We start from the raw sequence: 16,685 nt of genomic DNA, 5'->3' as shown, positions 1-16,685 counted from the left end.
TTTGTCCGGATGGCTGCGCGTTTTGTGTGCGGGCGAAACGCAAAACTCCGGTCGGCGCTGCCGTTAGCGATAGCGGGGCAGTTCGCCAGTTTGCGCCCACAGGTGTTGTCCAAGATGCTAGATCTGTCCCGGTTCGAAGACTGGAACCGCAGAGCCGCCGAGCTGCTGATGCGCTCCGGCGAAGTCAGTTTCTATGAAATGCTGATTGCCGCGATTCGCACCCTGGTGCCGGTCGACCACCCACAGGTATGGCTCTACTGCCGCAACCAGCCGCCGCGCATCCTCTACTACGATATAGCGGTGCAGGAGCAGGAAGTGCAGATCGATTTCTACCGGGACGGCTCCTACCTGCTCGACCCTTTCTACATGGCGATCGTCAACCACCGCAGCCCCAGCGGTGTCTACCGCCTGACGGAATTCGGCCTCAGCGAGTTCAAACAGAGCGATTACTACCACAGCTATTACGCCCAGCTCGATACCCGCGACGAAGTCGTCTACATGGTGGATGTGGATGCGCAGCGATCCCTGCACCTGTGCCTGATGCGCAGCCACAGCTCGCCGGCATTCGGCAGCGAGGAAATACAACTGCTGCGGGCGGTGGAGCCTGTGGTGCGCAATATGGTGCTCCAGCACCTGGCCCGGCTCGGCGACGAGGAGCAGCACCGGCCCGCCGAGTGGCTCGCGGTCACCCGCACGAACCCCGGAATCGGCAACAGCATCAATCACGCGTTCAATATGTTCGGGCGCTCGATTCTTTCCGGCCGGGAGCGCGATGTGCTGGGCCTGATGCTGCGCGGCCACAGCACGCGACACGCGGCGGAGAAGCTCGGCATTGCGGTGGACACGCTGCGCAAGCATCGCAAGCACATCTACGAAAAACTCGATGTGAGTTCGCAGACCGAGCTGTTTTCACTGTTCCTGAATGCGATCTCCAGCGCCGATTCGGCGGCCAATGAGGACCCCCTGTCCCTCTATCTCGGTACCTGTGACTCCCCTGCGTAATCTTCCCCTGCGGTACCCGCATTGCCCCGATTGGGGCATTCCCTCCGCCGGGCCCACTCGCTACCCTGATTGTTCCACAAGAATAAAAGGAAGCTGTCCGATGTTCCGGAGCAAGAGCCGACTGGCACCCCTGGGCGTCGCCCTTTCCGCGACCCTGCTGTGGGGGTGTGATGCCGCCGACAAGGCCGACCTGGTGATCCTCAATGCGGATGTGCACACCATGGAAGCGGGGAATCCACGGGCGCAGGCCGTAGCGGTGCGCGGTGAGCGCATCCTGTATGTCGGCGACGATCAGGGCGCAGAGCAGTGGGTGGGCGCGCAAACGAATGTGGTCAACGCGCACGGCGCAACGCTGCTGCCGGGGCTGATCGACACCCATATCCATCCGGCCACCAGTGCGGTGCAGATGGATGACTGCACGCTGGAGGATCGCGAGCTGTCTCTGGCACAGATCGGCGAAGTTGTGGCCGAGTGCATGGCCGGCGGCGCAGCCTTGCCGGCAGGACAGATATTCCAGGTGATCAACCTGAACCCGGCTAACTTTGCCGCGAGCGCGGCCGACCTGGATAAGATTTCCCGGCAGCCGCTGGCGCTGTTCGGCTCTGACGGGCACACGGCCTGGGCCAACAGCGCCGCGCTGGCGCTCGCCGGAATCGACAGGGATACCGCGGATCCCGCCACCGGACATGTGGTCCGCGACGAGGCCGGCGAGCCCACCGGCCAGCTGGTCGACGACGCCACTCAGTATCTGCAGGCCTACCTGCAAGAGGATGACTTCGACACCAGGGTCGAGATGACGGCCCAGGCGCTGCAGCTGATGCACGGCGTGGGTCTCACCTCGCTGATGGAGGCGGCGGCCACGGAAGAGGAGCTGAAAGTCTACCGCGCGCTGGCGGACGGCGATCGCCTGACCATGCATACCACGGTCGCGCTGTTGTCCCGGGCCGAGAACACGGCGGACAACCTGCAAAACCTGCTGCGCCTGCGCGAGCAATACAGCGGCCGCGAGTCGCTGCAGATCAACACCGCGAAGATATTTGTCGACGGTGTGCTGGAATACCCGACCCAGAGCGCGGCGCTGCTGGAGCCCTACCTCGACAGCGACGGCGCGGTTTCCGCAAACCGGGGCGCTCTCTACGCCGCGGAGCAGGAACTCAATGGCCTGGTGCGCGATCTGGCCGGGAAAGACTTCAACGTGCATCTGCACGCGATCGGCGACCGCGCCGTGCGCGCCGGCCTGAATGCATTCGCGGTCGCGAGGGGTCAACAGTTGCACGCGGCTAAGTTCAGCATGTCGCACCTGCAACTGATACACCCGGACGATCTCGCCAGGTTCGGCGAGCTGGATGTCTTCGCCTCCTTCCAGTTGCACTGGGCGCGGCCGGAAAACTATTCGGTGGAGGCGGTGCAGCCCTACCTGGGGGCAGAGCGCAGTGAATGGATGTATCCGGCGAAAAGCCTGCTCGATGCGGGCGGCACCATTACCGGTGGCTCGGACTGGAATGTCAGTACCTTCAATCCATTCATGGCGATGGCCGCCGCGGTCTGTCGTTGCAATTTCGAGGAGCCGGAGCGGGGCACACTGATGCAGGCGCAGGGCGTCGGCAACGCGGACATGCTGCGGGCTTACACCATCAATGCCGCGGCGATGCTCGGGCGCGATGGTGAAACCGGTTCCCTGAAGGCGGGCAAGCGCGCGGACCTGATTCTGGTCGACCGGGACGTCAGTACCGCCGATGCGGCGAGTCTGCGCGAAACGCGTGTCCTGGCCACGGTCGCCGCCGGAAAGCTGGTGTACGGCACCCTGTGACCGCTTTAGTTGGGGTCGTATCGGCGTGGCGGGTCAATTGACTTTTCGCCGGCGATGTGTTCCTTTTAGTCGTGCAGTAGCTGCGACAAAAAGACACAGGTTGTTGGTTGTACCTTCCGGACGACGACATCTGAAGTAAAAATCTTTATAAAGGAATTTCTGAACGCGTCGCGAGCGAGTGGCTGATGGTGGCCGCCGGAGTGCAGCAAGCGGAGTGTACTTCAGTACATGAGCATGCGGGCACCGCCGGACGGCGTCAGGCGCGCGCGCAGTAGCGGTCAGGAGTTCCGTAAGAATAACAAGTTGCACTGACGGCAGTATCGCGGGGAATCTCCCCGCCCAGTGTATGTAGTCTTGTGTTACTACAGCATGTCCACAATTTATGTGTGGAATTGTCCCTGTGCCGGTCTCCGGCCCGTGGGAGGAGTCCAGTTATCCGTGACGGCCAGCGGCCGAGAATAATAATTACGGGTTTCGGTACCGAAGCTCGCAACCACGGAGATCTGTAGGCGATGTTGAGAGGCTTCAATCGGCTGTTCGCCTTGCTGACCACTTCGGTGCTGGCCCACTCCGCCCTGGCGGAAGAGCAGGGCGCTGAGCGCTGGGGGGTCAATATGACCCAGGGGGTAACGGAAGTTGCCCAGACCACTTATAGCCTGCACATGCTGATCTTCTGGATCTGCGTCGCGATCGGTGTGGTGGTGTTCGGGGTCATGTTTTACAGCATGTGGCGTCATCGCAAGAGCAAGGGCTATCGGGCGGCGCAGTTCCACGAGAGCACGGCGGTGGAGCTGGTGTGGACCATAGTCCCCACCATTATCCTGATCCTGATGGCGATCCCCGCCACCAAGACCCTCTACGATATCTACGACACCGAAGAAGCCGATCTCGACATCATGATCACCGGCTACCAGTGGAAGTGGAAATACGACTACCTGGGCTCCGATGTCTCCTTCTTCTCCAACCTGTCCACGCCCCGCACCCAGATCAGCAACCAGCAGCCCAAGAGCGAACACTATCTGCTCGAGGTCGACGAGCCGCTGGTGGTGCCGGTGAACCAGAAAATCCGCTTCCTGATCACCGCCAACGACGTGATCCACGCCTGGTGGGTACCGGACCTGGCGGTGAAGAAAGATGCGATCCCCGGTTTTATCAACGAGTCCTGGACCCGTATCGACGAGCCGGGCATTTACCGCGGCCAGTGTGCCGAGCTGTGCGGCAAGGATCACGGCTTTATGCCGATCGTGGTCAAGGCGGTGCCCGAAGCGGAATACGCTGCGTGGCTCGGCGAGCGCGCGGCCACGGCCGCCAAGATGCGCGAACTCACCGGGAAAACCTTCACCTTCGACGAGCTCCTCGCCCAGGGTGAAAAAGTCTACAACCGCACCTGCGCCGCCTGTCACCAGCCGAACGGCCAGGGTGTGCCGGGTGTCTTCCCGGCCATCGCCGGCTCCAAGGTAGCCACGGGACCACTCGACGGACACCTGAGCATGGTGATCCGCGGTTCGCAGAAGAACCCGGCCATGCAGGCGTTTGGCGAGCAGCTGTCCGAAGTGGACCTGGCTGCGGTAATCACCTACCAGCGCAATGCCTTCGGCAACGATATGGGCGATACCGTACAGCCCATCGACATCCTCAATTTCAAGAATAAGCAGTAAGCGCCGAGAGGAAATTCAGTATGGCACACGGTCCTCAACCCGGATTCAAGCGGTGGCTCTATACCACCAACCACAAGGACATCGGCTCGATGTACCTGTGGTTCAGTTTTGCGATGTTTCTGCTGGGCGGCTGCATGGCGCTGGTGATCCGCGCCGAGCTGTTCGAGCCGGGGCTGCAAATAGTGCAGCCCGAATTCTTCAACCAGATGACCACCATGCACGGCCTGATCATGGTGTTCGGGGCGGTGATGCCGGCCTTCGTCGGTCTCGCCAACTGGATGATCCCGATGATGATCGGCGCTCCGGATATGGCGCTGCCGCGCATGAACAACTGGAGTTTCTGGATACTGCCATTCGCCTTCGCGATGCTGTTCTCCACCCTGTTCATGGATGGCGGTGCCCCCAACTTCGGCTGGACCTTCTATGCACCGCTGTCGACGGAATTCGCTCCGCCGAGCACTACTTTCTTCATTTTCTCGATCCATATCATGGGCGCGTCCTCGATCATGGGGTCGATCAATATCATCGCCACCATCCTCAATATGCGTGCGCCGGGCATGACCCTGATGAAGATGCCGCTGTTCGTGTGGACCTGGCTGATCACCGCCTACCTGCTGATCGCGGTGATGCCGGTGCTCGCGGGCGTGGTGACCATGATGCTGATGGATATCCACTTCGGTACCAGCTTCTTCAATGCGGCCGGTGGCGGTGACCCGGTACTGTTCCAGCATGTGTTCTGGTTCTTCGGGCACCCGGAGGTGTACATCATGATCCTGCCGGCCTTCGGTATCGTGTCGGCGATCATTCCCACCTTCGCGCGCAAGCCGCTGTTCGGCTACAGCTCGATGGTATACGCGACCGCATCGATCGCGTTCCTGAGCTTCATCGTCTGGGCGCACCACATGTTCACCGTGGGCATGCCCATCGCCGGCGAACTGTTCTTCATGTACGCCACCATGCTGATCGCGGTGCCCACCGGGGTGAAGGTGTTCAACTGGGTCACCACCATGTTCCGCGGGTCGATGAGTTTCGAGACGCCGATGCTGTTCGCGGTGGCCTTCGTGATCCTGTTTACCATCGGCGGCTTCTCCGGGCTGATGCTGGCGATCGCCCCGGCGGACTTCCAGTATCACGACACCTACTTCGTCGTGGCCCACTTCCACTATGTCCTGGTACCGGGCGCCATCTTCTCGATCACCGCCGGCGTCTACTACTGGCTGCCGAAGTGGACCGGCAACATGTACAACGAGACCATGGGCAAGGTGCACTTCTGGCTGGCCTTTATCGGCCTGAACGTGACCTTCTTCCCGATGCACTTCGTCGGCCTGGCGGGCATGCCGCGCCGTATCCCCGACTATGCGTTGCAGTTTGCCGACTTCAACCAGATCGCCAGTATGGGTGCCTTCCTGTTCGGCGCCGCGCAGATCGTCTTCCTGTTCAACGTGGTGCGCACGGTGATGGGCGGCAAGACGGCCTCTGACGAAGTCTGGGACAATCCTGAGGGTCTGGAGTGGACAGTACCGTCTCCCGCACCCTATCACACCTTCAGCACGCCGCCGGCGGTGCGGTAACGGGGCGGTAGTCCATGCGGTGGAACGCAAACGCAAGACTGACAGCCAAACTGCTGGCGCTCGCCGCCAGCATGCTGGTGTTTGCGATTTTCGTGATGCCGCCGCTCTACGATGCCTTCTGCGAAATCACCGGCCTGAACGGCAAGACCGGCGGCAAATACGAGGCGGTGCCTGCGGCCGTGGACACCAGCAGGCTGGTCACCGTGCAGTTCGTTGCCAGCAACAACGAGAACATGCCCTGGGGTTTCAAGCCCAGTGTGGTTTCCGTAAAGGTCCATCCGGGCGAGGCGATGGATACCGTGTTCCTCGCCTCGAATCCCACCGACCGCGACATGGTCGGTCAGGCGATTCCGAGTCTGGTGCCCTTCAAGGCCGCGGAATATTTCCACAAGACCGAATGCTTCTGTTTCAACCAGCAGATACTGAAGGCGGGGGAGAGTGCGGAGCTGCCACTGCGCTTTATCGTCGACCCGGATCTCCCCCGCAGTGTCAACACCATAACCCTTTCCTATACGCTGTTTGATGTCACGGAAAGGTTTGCTCAAAAAACCGATAACAAAAATACCGACTCCGAGCGAGAGGGATGAAAACTATGGCCAGTGAAAGCAGCTATTATGTGCCCGAGCAGTCCCGGCTGCCTATTTTTGCCACCGTCGGTCTGTTCCTGACTGCCTTCGGCGCCGCCAACTGGATCAATGGCGGCAGCTCGTATATTTTCTTCGCCGGTGCACTGGCCCTGGCGACGGTGCTCTGGTTCTGGTTCGCCCAGGTTATCCGGGAAAATATGGCCGGTCTCAACAGCGAGCAGTTAAAGCGGTCCTACGTCTGGGGTATGGGCTGGTTTATTTTCTCCGAAGTGATGTTCTTTGCCGCTTTCTTCGGTGCGCTCTATTACATCCGCAACTTCGCGCTGCCCTGGCTGGGTGGCGAGGGCGATCGCGGCTCATCGAACATGCTGTGGCAGGGTTTTGAAAACACCTGGCCGCTGTTTGTCACACCGGATGCCGCGGCCCACGGCGAGGCGGCCAAGGTTGTCGGTCCCAGGGAAATTATCGATCCCTGGCACCTGCCGCTGCTGAACACGGTGATTCTGTTGTCATCCAGTGTGACAGTGCACTTCGCCCACGTATTCCTGAAAAAGGACAAGCGCGGTGCCTTCAACCTGTGGCTGGCGGTGACCGTGGCGCTGGGCGCCCTGTTCCTGTTCTTCCAGGCGGAGGAATACTACGAGGCTTACAAGCACCTGGGGCTGACACTCGAATCCGGCATCTACGGCACTACGTTCTTCATGCTGACCGGCTTCCACGGTGCCCATGTAACACTCGGCACCATCATGTTGCTGATCATGCTGCTGCGCTCGGTGATCGCGCACCACTTCAAGCCGGACGATCATTTTGGCTTTGAGGCGGCCAGCTGGTACTGGCACTTTGTGGATGTGGTCTGGGTGGGGCTGTTTATTTTCGTCTACGTACTGGGTGCGTAAGAGAACCAGTAGGAGCGGCCCGTGGCCGCTCCTGCAAAAAAAGAATTAGTATTTGTCCGCCCAGGGCGCAGTATTGGAGAGAATGCCGCTGTCGAAGCCATACCAGATCGCCAGCAGTAGCAGCGCCGCCAGGGAAATGCGGATACCCAGGGCATAGAGGGTTCTCTTGGACTGGGGGGCGCCCATATCGCGCAGCAGGAAAAACAGTGCGCTGGTCAGGCTGGCCAGCACGGCGAGAAACAAAAATACAATAACGATCTTCAGCCACATATTATTATTCGCCATTTGATGTAGGAGTGTGCCTGTGACCGCCTTCAGGGGCGGAAAATGCAGATTTTACAGGGCCTCAGGCGCCGCGAGTGCATGCAGCGGCCTGAGATAATCTGCCAGGCGAAAACGGCATGACAGTACATACCAATTCGGTACCAGCGAAGAAAGCCAGTGTAGCACTGATTCGCAACTGGCCCCTCACACTGCTGAGCGGACTATTGTTACCGCTGCTCCTCTCCCTCGGTTTCTGGCAACTGCAGCGCGCCGAAGAGAAAAGTGCGCTGAATGCGACCATCGACACCCGCCTGGCATCCCAGCCCCGTTCGCTGGCCAACAGCGCTGCCGAGCTGACGGGTCTGCAAACCTACATGCCGGTGCGTCTGCTCGGCTTCTATACCGACGAGTATTATCTGCTCGACAACCGCACCCGCAATGGCCGCGTTGGCTATGAAGTGCTGCAGGTGTTTGTGTCTGCCAGGCAGCGTTGGCTCGTCAATCGCGGCTGGCTGGAGGCGCCGCCGCAGCGCGATGAGCTGCCGGAAGTCGACTGGCCGCTGGCGGCAAAGGTGATCACAGGTTTTCTGTACCCGGTTGCCCCGGGCGATAGCGAAAGTCGGCCTGAGACCGACACGAGAATTCAGCAGCTCGACAGCACATTTGCTGGTAGTCTGGACCTGTTGCAGCCGCAGTGGTCCATCCGTCTCAGTGCCGATTCGGACACCGCGCTGGTGACAGACTGGCAACTGGTCAACAGTCCGCCACAACGACACCGCGCCTACGCCGCCCAGTGGTTCGCCATGGCGGTTGCGCTGGTCATCCTATGGCTGGCCGCCGCGACCAGCGCCGCGACCTTTGTGCGGAAAGTACCGCAGTTGCTGCGAAAACAATAATGCGAAAACAATAATTAGAAGTACTGAAGAGGTAACAGACCCGTGAACCAGAGTAGCAATACGCCCGCCGCCGACGGCAATACCCGCGGCGCCAAGCCGGCCGGACTGGGTCGCGTCCAGGGCCTTTCCGTCATCGCCTCGGTGCTGCTGCCGATAGTCGCCGCCTATGTCGTCTTCTATACCGGCGTCGGCATGCCGGAAAGTACCATCAACCAGGGCGCGCTGCTGGAGCGGCCGGTGAATGTCGGCCAATTGCAATTTCAGCGGCCGGGAGCGGCACCGCTGCAACTGCAGGCGGAAAAGCCCAGGTGGCGCTACCTGATTCTGGCGGGCGGCGAGTGCACGGCGGAATGCGAGCAGCTGCTGTACACCAGTCGCCAGGTACATATCCGCCTCGGCGAAAAGGCAAACCGGGTAGAGCGGCTGCTGGTGACGGACACACCGCTCACAGACGAGCGCCAGCGAAAACTGCACGAGGAGCATCCGCGACTGCGCCTACTGCAACTGGACGCCGATGCACTACAACAGCTGCGACTGCAGACAGCCCACGCCAATATCGCCGACACCAGGGCGCTGTTGATCGACCAGCAGGGCTTCGCGATGATGGCCTATGACAGTCACCACAGCGGCAACCAGCTGCTGAAAGATATAAAGCGTCTACTGAAGTACTCCTACGACAAATAGGCGGGGCCGACGGCGCCGCGAATACTTGCAGTAGCTGGATCAGCCTATTTGGACAGCCGCAGGCTGCCCCGCAGGGATGAAGCGCACGGATGTGCTTCACTAAAAGTGACCGGGAGAGAGAGATGGCAAAGTTCGAAATAGATCCCACCGACAGCAAACCGCACACCGCCTGGCGCCTGCGCCTGGCCGTGGCCGGCTGTGTGCTGGCGGTGGTCGTTGTCGTGCTCGGCGCCTTTACCCGCTTGGTCGATGCCGGCCTCGGCTGCCCGGACTGGCCGGGCTGCTACGGGCATCTGACCTGGCCCGACGAGCACCACGAAATCCAGACGGCCAACGCGGCCTTCCCGCACGCGCCGGTGGAAACCGACAAGACCTGGCCGGAAATGGTGCACCGCTACTTCGCCGGCGCCCTGCTGCTGCTGGTAGCCGGAATGACCGCGTTGGCCTGGCGGCGCCGCGGCCAGCGCGCCTTCAAGCAGACCCATTTTCTGCTCGCACTGATCCTCCTGCAGGCGGCCTTCGGCATGTGGACCGTCACCCTGAAACTCTGGCCCCAGGTGGTTACCGCCCATCTGCTCGGCGGCATGGCGACCCTCTCGATGCTGTGGCTGATCGTCGAGCGGCTGCGGAACTCTGCCCAAAAGCAGGGCCGCCTTATACCGGCACACGAATTCCGCGCACTGCAGAAGATACGCCCGCTCGCATTCATCGCCGTCGCGGCGGTCGTGCTGCAAATAGCTCTGGGTGGCTGGACCAGTTCCAATTACGCGGCGCTCGCCTGTGCGGACTTCCCGACCTGCCACGGCGAGTGGTGGCCGCGGGCCGATTTCACGCAGGGCTTCAATATCGCCCAGCAGATAGGCCCAAATTACCTGGGCGGCACTCTGGAAAGTGACGCGCGCACCGCGATACACCTGACCCACAGAATTGGTGCGCTGATTGTCAGCCTCCTCGTCCTGGCCCTGTCCCTGCTCGCGTGGCGTGCCGGCTCGCGACGCTGGGCCATAGGCCTGGCCGGCGCGCTCGGATTGCAGGTCTGCCTGGGGATCGCCAATGTGGTGATGTTCCTGCCGCTGCCGATCGCCGTCGCGCACAATGCCGGCGCCGCGCTGTTGTTGCTCGGGCTGCTGACTTTCTGCTACCGAATCCAGACCGCCCAGCCCGTGGCCGCGCCCAGGGATCGCGCTGTGGACCGGGCCGAAGCCCAGGGCACGGTATTGGCGGGCGAGCTGTGAAGAGGCTCGCGGCCAGCGTCATCGCAGTACTGTTGTGCGGTTGCAGCGGTGTCCAGTTCAATACCAACTGGGGCAGCTACGCCGACAGCCGGGTGAAAGCTGCGAGCGTGCGAGAGTACTCGATGGAGGAAATCGACCGCTACAACGCGACTTCCCTGGGTCTTGTCGAGGCCTCGCACTGCCAGCAGAAGCCCGGCGAGCGGGAGCCGAGCAGGCACGCGCTGGTCAATGATCTGAAGCTGCGCGCACAGCGACTCGGCGGTAACGGCCTGGTGATTGAAGCTTGTGGAAAAGGCGCGGCAGCCGCGTGCGAGCGCTATATGGAGTGTCGCGCTATCGCCTATGCCGTGCCGGAGCGAAAAGGATCCCAGTAGCGCAATGGCCGGGCCAGCCCGCGCGGGCGCCACAAAGACCATAAAGATAATAATGAGGTGACACCATGACCACGCAAACCGCAGCACTGCATCGCGCCAGCTGGCGCGACTACTACGAGCTCACCAAACCGCGGGTGGTGATGCTGATGATCCTCACCTCGGTGATCGGTATGCTGCTGGCGGTGCCGGGGATGGTGCCGCTGGACATTCTGTTGCTGGGCAACCTGGGTATCGCCCTCTGTGCCGGCAGTGCCGCCGCCGTGAATCATCTGGTGGACCGGCATATCGATATCAAGATGGCCCGCACCAGCAACCGGCCGGTGGCGCGCGGCCGCGTCGAACCGCAAAAGGCACTGCTGTTTGCGCTGCTGCTCGGCAGTCTGGGGATGTCTATCCTGCTGCTCTTCGTCAACGCCCTGACCGCGTGGCTGACCCTGTTTTCCCTGCTGGGATACGCCGTCGTTTACACCATGTTCCTGAAGCGCGCCACGCCGCAGAATATCGTTATCGGCGGTCTCGCCGGCGCCGCGCCGCCGCTGTTGGGCTGGACCGCCGTTACCGGCGATCTGCACGGCCACGGCCTGTTGCTGGTGCTGATCATTTTCGCCTGGACGCCGCCGCACTTCTGGGCGCTGGCGGTGCACCGGCGCGAGGAGTATGCGAAGGCGGACATCCCGATGCTGCCGGTGACCCACGGCGTGGCCTACACCAAGCTGCATATCCTGCTGTATACCTTCGTGCTGTTAGCGGTCAGCCTGCTGCCCTTCGCCACGGCGATGCTCGGCTGGCTGTACCTGCTTGGCGCCGTGGTGCTGGGGCTGGGTTTTGTCTACTGGGCGGTCGAAATGCTGCGCGACAGGAATCCGAACGCGGGCATGGAGACGTTCAAGTACTCGATCATCTACCTGATGGCACTCTTCTGCATCATGTTGCTGGACCACTATCTGATTGCGGTATAAATCATGACGAACGCAGCCATTTCCGAGAATATTGCCGTCAAGAGCGCGGAACAGACACGTGGTATCCGACTGACCATCGTGGTCTCGGTACTCTTTATGATCGCCGTGGTGGCGGGCTTCCTGCACAAGCTGAACCAGCCGCGCGTGATCACCGATTCCGAACTGCGCATGAACGGCGCGGTAAAACTGGAGCGCCCGCGGATACTGGATAATTTCGAGCTGCTCAGTGACAGCGGCGATGTGTTCAGCACCGCGAGTCTCGGCGGTCGCTGGACCCTGGTTTTCTTCGGCTTTACCCACTGCCCCGATGTGTGTCCGACCACGCTCGCCACACTGAGCAGTTTCTACCAGACCCTGGATGCAGACACGCGCGCCGATACCGATATCCTGCTGGTATCGGTGGACCCGAAGCGCGACAGTCCGCAGCAGCTGCACGATTATGTGCGCTACTTCAATGCGGATTTCCGCGGTGTTACCGGTGAATTCCTGAACCTGAAGCGATTCGCCAACCAGCTGAACGTGCCCTTCAACAAGGTGCCGCTCGAAAACGGCGACTACACCATCGATCACGGCTCCCAGGTCGTGCTGATCAACCCGCGCGGTCACTACCATGCATTTTTCAAGGCGCCGCTGGATCCCGCCAAAATGAAATTGACCTACCGCTCCATGCGCGCCACCTTTAACGGCTGACGTTCTGCCCCGTTGACGCGGCCATTTGAGCCGTCCGCGGCTACAGGTAGCCGCGCTTCGGCATTGTTAAAGGATACCCATGCGCAGTGATTGCTTCGACCGGAAGGCACAGACCCTGATGCCGAAGGACCAAACCATCAGTATCTGGGCCGCACCACTGCTGCTGGCACTCTGTGCCGTTCCGTTCGGCTGGGTCGGTCTGGCCGCACCGCTGATCTGGATCGCCCTGTATGCGATTGAATGCAGCCGCGGCTGGAAGCGCGCACTCGCTTACCTGGTTGCCGGCCTGCTGATGCTGGCTGCCGCCCTGGGTCTGGCGCCGGGCAGCGAGCGCATCGAACTGCTGCCGGCCTATGTCGATGACACCGGCAACACCATCTACGCGAGTTTCAATGAAGGCAAGGCGGTGATCGCCATCGCCCTGGTCGCGTTTATGCTGCGGCTGCGCCAGTCCATCGGCGCGGCAGATCTGCCCTACATACTCGCCGCTGCCGCAATTCCGCTCGCCAGCGCCGCCGCGCTGCTGGGGCTCTCGCCAAAATTCGCGCTGGCCATAGTGGTGGCCGCACTGATCAATTTGCTGGTTGTCTGTATCAGCGAGGAGGGCTTCTTTCGCTGGATAATGCAGCGGGGTTTGGAAGAAGCACTGGGCCGCTTCCGCTGGCTGGCGGTGCTGCTGGTGACGGCAATGTTCACGTTTCTTCACACCGGCTGGGCGGTTTCAGCACAGGCACTCGCGCTGGTAACCGTAGCCGGACTCTGTTATTCACTGCTCTGGTACCTGCGGCAAAACTTCTGGGGCTGTGTGCTCGCGCACTGGAGCGTGAATCTGCTGCACATGTTGACACTGCCTTATCCCATGGCTGCATAAGCCGGACTGACCGCAAGACCTATCGCATCGCCTATTGGAACCTGGCCCGAAAATGGAAATCAGCTCTCAAATCATCTTTTCCCTGATCGCCTACAAAATTACTTCACTGGTTGTCGGCAGTGCCTTTGCCTACATGGGCTATCGACTCTTTATTGCCGGTAACTGGGGTCAGGCGGGTGACCTGGAAGCCAGCTTTGGCAACAGCAAGCTGGTAATGAAAAAGGCCGCGCCCGGCACTTTCTTTGCCGTCTTCGGTGCGCTGATCATCGCCATCACCCTGTACAAGGGCCTGGAATTTGAAGATTACCGCAAGGGCAATGAATCGTTCGTCGAGATCGCGGAAGAGGGCGGCACGGATATGCCCGGCAGCAAGTCACTTTGAACGGAATAAAACGTATCCGCGTGAAATTTTTGTATTATCCAGGTGCCAGCGACGGCCACTGACCATCCCGGCGAACAGTGCACCCGGTCGTGGCATCGTCTACCAGGACTGTCTCGGCCACTTTAACAGGAAATGAATAACATGAAGAAAATTGCTCTCGCGGTGGCGCTGGTCATCAGTGCCTGCGGCCAGGATGCCGAACCAGACCAGCAGGCGCTGGCGATGCAGCTGGCAAAAAAATACCTGCTGGTGGACACCCATATCGATGTGCCCTACAGGCTGGCGGAACAACCCGCCGATGTGGGCAGTGCGACGGCGGACGGTGACTTCGACTTCCCGCGCGCGTTGCAGGGCGGTCTCAATGCCCCCTTTATGTCGATCTATATCCCCGCCGAAAAAGAAGCGGATGGCAGCGCCCGCGCCTACGCCGATACACTGATCGATCAGGTGGAAGCGCTGGTGGCAGAGCACCCGGACAAATTTGCCATACCGAAGACGGTCACTGAAATGGAGCGGCAGGTCGCCAGCGGGCACATCTCGCTGCCACTGGGGATGGAGAACGGTGCCGCAATCGCCGGTGACCTGCACAACCTGGTACATTTCGCCGAGCGCGGCGTGCGGTATATCACCCTGACTCATTCGCTGAGCAACCATATCTCCGATTCCTCCTACGACGAGCAACGGCAATGGCACGGACTGAGCGAATTCGGCAAGCAACTGGTGGCGGAAATGAACCGCATTGGCGTTATGGTGGACGTATCGCACATTTCCGATGAGGCGTTCTGGCAGGTGATGGAAATTTCGCAGGTTCCGGTCATCGCTTCGCACTCCTCGGCGCGCCACTTCACGCCGGATTTCGAGCGCAACATGAGCGACGAGATGATCCGCGCACTGGCCGAAAATGACGGTGTGATCATGATCAACTTCGGCTCGACGTTTATCAGTGAAGCGTCACGCGCCTCACGCCAGGCGATCAAGGACGCCAGCGCCGCCTATATGCGCGAACACAATCTCGACGAGGAAAGCGAAGCCGTCCGCCAATTTGTCGCAAAGCTCACCGAGGAACGGTTTGTCTATGCCGATCTGGACGATGTGCTGGACCACTTCGATCATGTGCGCGCCCTGGTTGGTGTAGATCATATCGGTATAGGCTCCGACTTCGACGGTGTAGGTGACAGCCTGCCCACTGGCCTGAAAGATGTCTCCCAGTATCCCAATCTGATCCGCGGCCTGCTCGAACGCGGCTACAGTGAGGCGGATATCGAAAAGATTCTCGGCGGCAATCTGCTGCGGGTATGGCGCGCCAACGAGGCCTACGCCGCGGCACAGGCAGAAACGGCAAGTGCGCAACGCTGAGTCCACAACCTAACCGGCGCCGATGCCGGCAAGGAGAGTCAGACATGTTGAAAACCACCACATCGGTCGTCGATGGCCGGGAAATCAGGGACTATCTGGATGTCGTCGTCGGCGAGGCGATCCTCGGCGCGAATATTTTCAAGGATATATTTGGCGCCGTGCGGGATATCGTCGGCGGCCGCGCCGGTTCCTACGAGCGGGAGATGGCAAAGGCACGCAAAGTCGCCTTTGAGGAAATGGAAGAGCAGGCGCGGCGGCTCGGGGCCGACGGCATAGTCGGTATCGATATCGATTACGAGGTGGTGGGCCAGCAGGGCGGCATGATGATGGTCAGCGTCAGCGGGACCGCGGTCAAGTTTCGCTAGTGGCGCATGCGGACTTGTTGTGCCGGACGCACTGGTGGCGCAACGGAAGATCTACCACAAAACGGGTAAACCGTATTTGCGGCGATTGTGCTGGGTTACCGCGATGATCAATGCGTCTGTGTCGCCTGGACCTGCACCGACCGCCGCAGCGCCCTGTGGCACCAGGGCGCTGCGGTGGGGTTAAACCTCGCTGCCCTCTTGCGGCATGCGCTGCCGCCATTCTGACTTGCCCTGTCGCAAGATACTGAACCCCCTTTCCGGTCGCACTGCCGTCGATGAACTAGTCTCTCAGTGATGCGCCGGCGCCGCGCGCTGGGGCTGCCCGCTGGCTGGCTCTGGCGCCCGCGATGGCGGCGGTGTCCGCTATCCCCGGTTTGCGCACCCCTGCGGGGGTAGCGATCGCAGGCCTGCCGATTGCGACACTGGGGTTCCGGGACTACGACACCGAGTGATAGGGAGTTTCCAATGTTCAAACTATCGGATCTGTTTATCCTGCTGGCGGTAGCCATTTCCTTCGCCCTGTCGGTCTACCTCTGGTTCAACGGCTACAAGGATCAGGGCGTGTTCACCGCGCTCTGGGTGCCGACGATCCTCGCGTTCGGAATCTATTTCAAGGTCTCCGTATTGCTCGCGCGTGTACGCTGAACATGTCCGAGCAACTGCTGCTGGCAATCGCGATCGGGGTGACTCTGATGCTGATGAACGGCATTGCCCTGACGATCTATGAGTTCCATCGGGCCGGCTCCGAGCCCGTGGAAAAACCGCGACCGAAGCCGGATCGGCAGCGCCGGTCCTAGGAAGTGGCGAGCGAAAAACCGCGGCCGTCGGGGGCGGGACAGAAAAGGGAGAGCCGAGGCACTCCCCAGCTTGTTGATAAACCCCACCGTTCCTTCGAAGCAGGAGATGTGGCGGCAAAGCACTAGGACGGGTATTTCGAAACGCTGTAAATACATCCCTGTAAGCTCCGTCGGCGACGTCCTGTCGCCGACGGTTCGAAATACCCGTCCTAGCACTTTTCCTTAAATTCTGGCTGCAGGACTTTGTCAGCAGTCAGAAAGGGAGAGCCGAGGCTCTCCCTTTCTGAC

Annotated in this window: 19 protein-coding genes; 18 read left to right on the top strand and 1 reads right to left on the bottom strand. The window is 60.8% G+C overall.

Annotation, left to right across the window (positions count from 1 at the left end; translation table 11 throughout):
- The first annotated feature begins 114 nt into the window (after positions 1-114).
- The 6 genes from RRF64_RS11815 to RRF64_RS11790 all read left to right on the top strand — a co-directional run bounded on the left by RRF64_RS11815 (position 115) and on the right by RRF64_RS11790 (position 7,524).
- Positions 115-1,002, top strand: a complete 888-nt coding sequence (locus RRF64_RS11815) for a helix-turn-helix transcriptional regulator (protein ID WP_323846086.1) — start codon at positions 115-117, stop codon at positions 1,000-1,002.
- Positions 1,003-1,102: 100 nt separating this feature from the next.
- On the top strand, positions 1,103-2,812 hold the full coding sequence (locus RRF64_RS11810) for an amidohydrolase (RefSeq protein ID WP_323846085.1): 1,710 nt from the start codon (positions 1,103-1,105) through the stop codon (positions 2,810-2,812).
- Positions 2,813-3,324: 512 nt separating this feature from the next.
- Positions 3,325-4,470 carry a cytochrome c oxidase subunit II gene (gene coxB, locus RRF64_RS11805; RefSeq protein ID WP_323846084.1) on the top strand — a complete coding sequence of 382 codons (1,146 nt, stop codon included), beginning with the start codon at positions 3,325-3,327 and terminating at the stop codon, positions 4,468-4,470.
- A gap of 20 nt (positions 4,471-4,490) precedes the next feature.
- Positions 4,491-6,041 carry a cytochrome c oxidase subunit I gene (ctaD, locus tag RRF64_RS11800; RefSeq protein WP_323846083.1) on the top strand — a complete coding sequence of 517 codons (1,551 nt, stop codon included), beginning with the start codon at positions 4,491-4,493 and terminating at the stop codon, positions 6,039-6,041.
- Between the two features lie 14 nt (positions 6,042-6,055).
- Entirely contained in the window at positions 6,056-6,628 is a 573-nt protein-coding gene (locus RRF64_RS11795; RefSeq protein WP_323846082.1) for a cytochrome c oxidase assembly protein, read from the top strand.
- A gap of 5 nt (positions 6,629-6,633) precedes the next feature.
- Positions 6,634-7,524 carry a cytochrome c oxidase subunit 3 gene (locus tag RRF64_RS11790; RefSeq protein ID WP_323846697.1) on the top strand — a complete coding sequence of 297 codons (891 nt, stop codon included), beginning with the start codon at positions 6,634-6,636 and terminating at the stop codon, positions 7,522-7,524.
- A gap of 45 nt (positions 7,525-7,569) precedes the next feature.
- Here the strand turns inward: RRF64_RS11790 and RRF64_RS11785 are convergent, their stop codons facing one another.
- Entirely contained in the window at positions 7,570-7,794 is a 225-nt protein-coding gene (locus RRF64_RS11785) for a DUF2909 domain-containing protein (protein WP_323846696.1), read from the bottom strand.
- 131 nt (positions 7,795-7,925) lie between these two features.
- Between RRF64_RS11785 and RRF64_RS11780 the strand changes: the two genes are divergently transcribed.
- From RRF64_RS11780 to RRF64_RS11725, 12 genes are all read left to right on the top strand, one after another.
- Positions 7,926-8,684 (top strand): SURF1 family protein, encoded by a 759-nt coding sequence (locus tag RRF64_RS11780; RefSeq protein ID WP_323846081.1) that lies wholly within the window; start codon positions 7,926-7,928, stop codon positions 8,682-8,684.
- A gap of 42 nt (positions 8,685-8,726) precedes the next feature.
- Positions 8,727-9,368 (top strand): hypothetical protein, encoded by a 642-nt coding sequence (locus RRF64_RS11775; RefSeq protein WP_323846080.1) that lies wholly within the window; start codon positions 8,727-8,729, stop codon positions 9,366-9,368.
- A 122-nt stretch (positions 9,369-9,490) separates the two neighbouring features.
- Positions 9,491-10,603, top strand: a complete 1,113-nt coding sequence (locus RRF64_RS11770) for a COX15/CtaA family protein (RefSeq protein ID WP_323846079.1) — start codon at positions 9,491-9,493, stop codon at positions 10,601-10,603.
- Positions 10,600-10,977: a hypothetical protein gene (locus tag RRF64_RS11765; protein ID WP_323846078.1), complete on the top strand. Its 378-nt coding sequence runs from the start codon at positions 10,600-10,602 to the stop codon at positions 10,975-10,977. Before RRF64_RS11770 ends, RRF64_RS11765 begins: the two co-directional genes overlap by 4 nt.
- 65 nt (positions 10,978-11,042) lie before the next feature.
- The gene (cyoE, locus tag RRF64_RS11760; protein ID WP_323846077.1) at positions 11,043-11,936 is read left to right on the top strand and encodes a heme o synthase; all 894 of its coding nucleotides are present in this window, start codon (positions 11,043-11,045) and stop codon (positions 11,934-11,936) included.
- A 3-nt stretch (positions 11,937-11,939) separates the two neighbouring features.
- Complete coding sequence (locus tag RRF64_RS11755) at positions 11,940-12,626, top strand: SCO family protein (RefSeq protein WP_323846076.1); 687 nt, start codon at positions 11,940-11,942, stop codon at positions 12,624-12,626.
- 118 nt (positions 12,627-12,744) lie between these two features.
- Positions 12,745-13,497, top strand: a complete 753-nt coding sequence (locus RRF64_RS11750) for a CPBP family intramembrane glutamic endopeptidase (RefSeq protein WP_323846075.1) — start codon at positions 12,745-12,747, stop codon at positions 13,495-13,497.
- Positions 13,498-13,549: 52 nt separating this feature from the next.
- The gene (locus tag RRF64_RS11745; RefSeq protein WP_323846074.1) at positions 13,550-13,879 is read left to right on the top strand and encodes a hypothetical protein; all 330 of its coding nucleotides are present in this window, start codon (positions 13,550-13,552) and stop codon (positions 13,877-13,879) included.
- A gap of 141 nt (positions 13,880-14,020) precedes the next feature.
- Positions 14,021-15,235, top strand: a complete 1,215-nt coding sequence (locus tag RRF64_RS11740; RefSeq protein WP_323846073.1) for a dipeptidase — start codon at positions 14,021-14,023, stop codon at positions 15,233-15,235.
- A 44-nt stretch (positions 15,236-15,279) separates the two neighbouring features.
- Positions 15,280-15,600, top strand: a complete 321-nt coding sequence (locus RRF64_RS11735) for a heavy metal-binding domain-containing protein (protein ID WP_323846072.1) — start codon at positions 15,280-15,282, stop codon at positions 15,598-15,600.
- Between the two features lie 465 nt (positions 15,601-16,065).
- Complete coding sequence (locus RRF64_RS11730) at positions 16,066-16,245, top strand: hypothetical protein (protein ID WP_323846071.1); 180 nt, start codon at positions 16,066-16,068, stop codon at positions 16,243-16,245.
- Between the two features lie 2 nt (positions 16,246-16,247).
- A complete protein-coding gene (locus tag RRF64_RS11725; RefSeq protein WP_323846070.1) occupies positions 16,248-16,397 on the top strand; it encodes a hypothetical protein in 150 nt (49 codons plus the stop codon).
- Positions 16,398-16,685: the final 288 nt, after the last annotated feature.

The sequence above is a fragment of the Microbulbifer magnicolonia genome (genome assembly GCF_035117725.1).
GTDB classification, from domain to species: Bacteria; Pseudomonadota; Gammaproteobacteria; order Pseudomonadales; family Cellvibrionaceae; genus Microbulbifer; species Microbulbifer magnicolonia.
This window is presented reverse-complemented; position numbering and strand designations above follow the sequence as displayed.

Excerpts from the sequence above, each read along its gene's own strand:
- RRF64_RS11790 (WP_323846697.1), top strand. The coding sequence starts at position 6,634 with ATGGCCAGTGAAAGCAGCTATTATGTGCCCGAGCAGTCCCGGCTGCCT.
- RRF64_RS11745 (WP_323846074.1), top strand. The coding sequence starts at position 13,550 with ATGGAAATCAGCTCTCAAATCATCTTTTCCCTGATCGCCTACAAAATT.
- RRF64_RS11750 (WP_323846075.1), top strand. The coding sequence starts at position 12,745 with ATGCCGAAGGACCAAACCATCAGTATCTGGGCCGCACCACTGCTGCTG.
- RRF64_RS11770 (WP_323846079.1), top strand. The coding sequence starts at position 9,491 with ATGGCAAAGTTCGAAATAGATCCCACCGACAGCAAACCGCACACCGCC.
- RRF64_RS11785 (WP_323846696.1), bottom strand. The coding sequence starts at position 7,794 with ATGTGGCTGAAGATCGTTATTGTATTTTTGTTTCTCGCCGTGCTGGCC.
- RRF64_RS11725 (WP_323846070.1), top strand. The coding sequence starts at position 16,248 with ATGTCCGAGCAACTGCTGCTGGCAATCGCGATCGGGGTGACTCTGATG.
- cyoE (WP_323846077.1), top strand. The coding sequence starts at position 11,043 with ATGACCACGCAAACCGCAGCACTGCATCGCGCCAGCTGGCGCGACTAC.
- RRF64_RS11755 (WP_323846076.1), top strand. The coding sequence starts at position 11,940 with ATGACGAACGCAGCCATTTCCGAGAATATTGCCGTCAAGAGCGCGGAA.
- RRF64_RS11795 (WP_323846082.1), top strand. The coding sequence starts at position 6,056 with ATGCGGTGGAACGCAAACGCAAGACTGACAGCCAAACTGCTGGCGCTC.
- coxB (WP_323846084.1), top strand. The coding sequence starts at position 3,325 with ATGTTGAGAGGCTTCAATCGGCTGTTCGCCTTGCTGACCACTTCGGTG.
- RRF64_RS11730 (WP_323846071.1), top strand. The coding sequence starts at position 16,066 with ATGTTCAAACTATCGGATCTGTTTATCCTGCTGGCGGTAGCCATTTCC.
- RRF64_RS11735 (WP_323846072.1), top strand. The coding sequence starts at position 15,280 with ATGTTGAAAACCACCACATCGGTCGTCGATGGCCGGGAAATCAGGGAC.
- RRF64_RS11815 (WP_323846086.1), top strand. The coding sequence starts at position 115 with ATGCTAGATCTGTCCCGGTTCGAAGACTGGAACCGCAGAGCCGCCGAG.
- RRF64_RS11780 (WP_323846081.1), top strand. The coding sequence starts at position 7,926 with ATGACAGTACATACCAATTCGGTACCAGCGAAGAAAGCCAGTGTAGCA.
- ctaD (WP_323846083.1), top strand. The coding sequence starts at position 4,491 with ATGGCACACGGTCCTCAACCCGGATTCAAGCGGTGGCTCTATACCACC.
- RRF64_RS11740 (WP_323846073.1), top strand. The coding sequence starts at position 14,021 with ATGAAGAAAATTGCTCTCGCGGTGGCGCTGGTCATCAGTGCCTGCGGC.
- RRF64_RS11810 (WP_323846085.1), top strand. The coding sequence starts at position 1,103 with ATGTTCCGGAGCAAGAGCCGACTGGCACCCCTGGGCGTCGCCCTTTCC.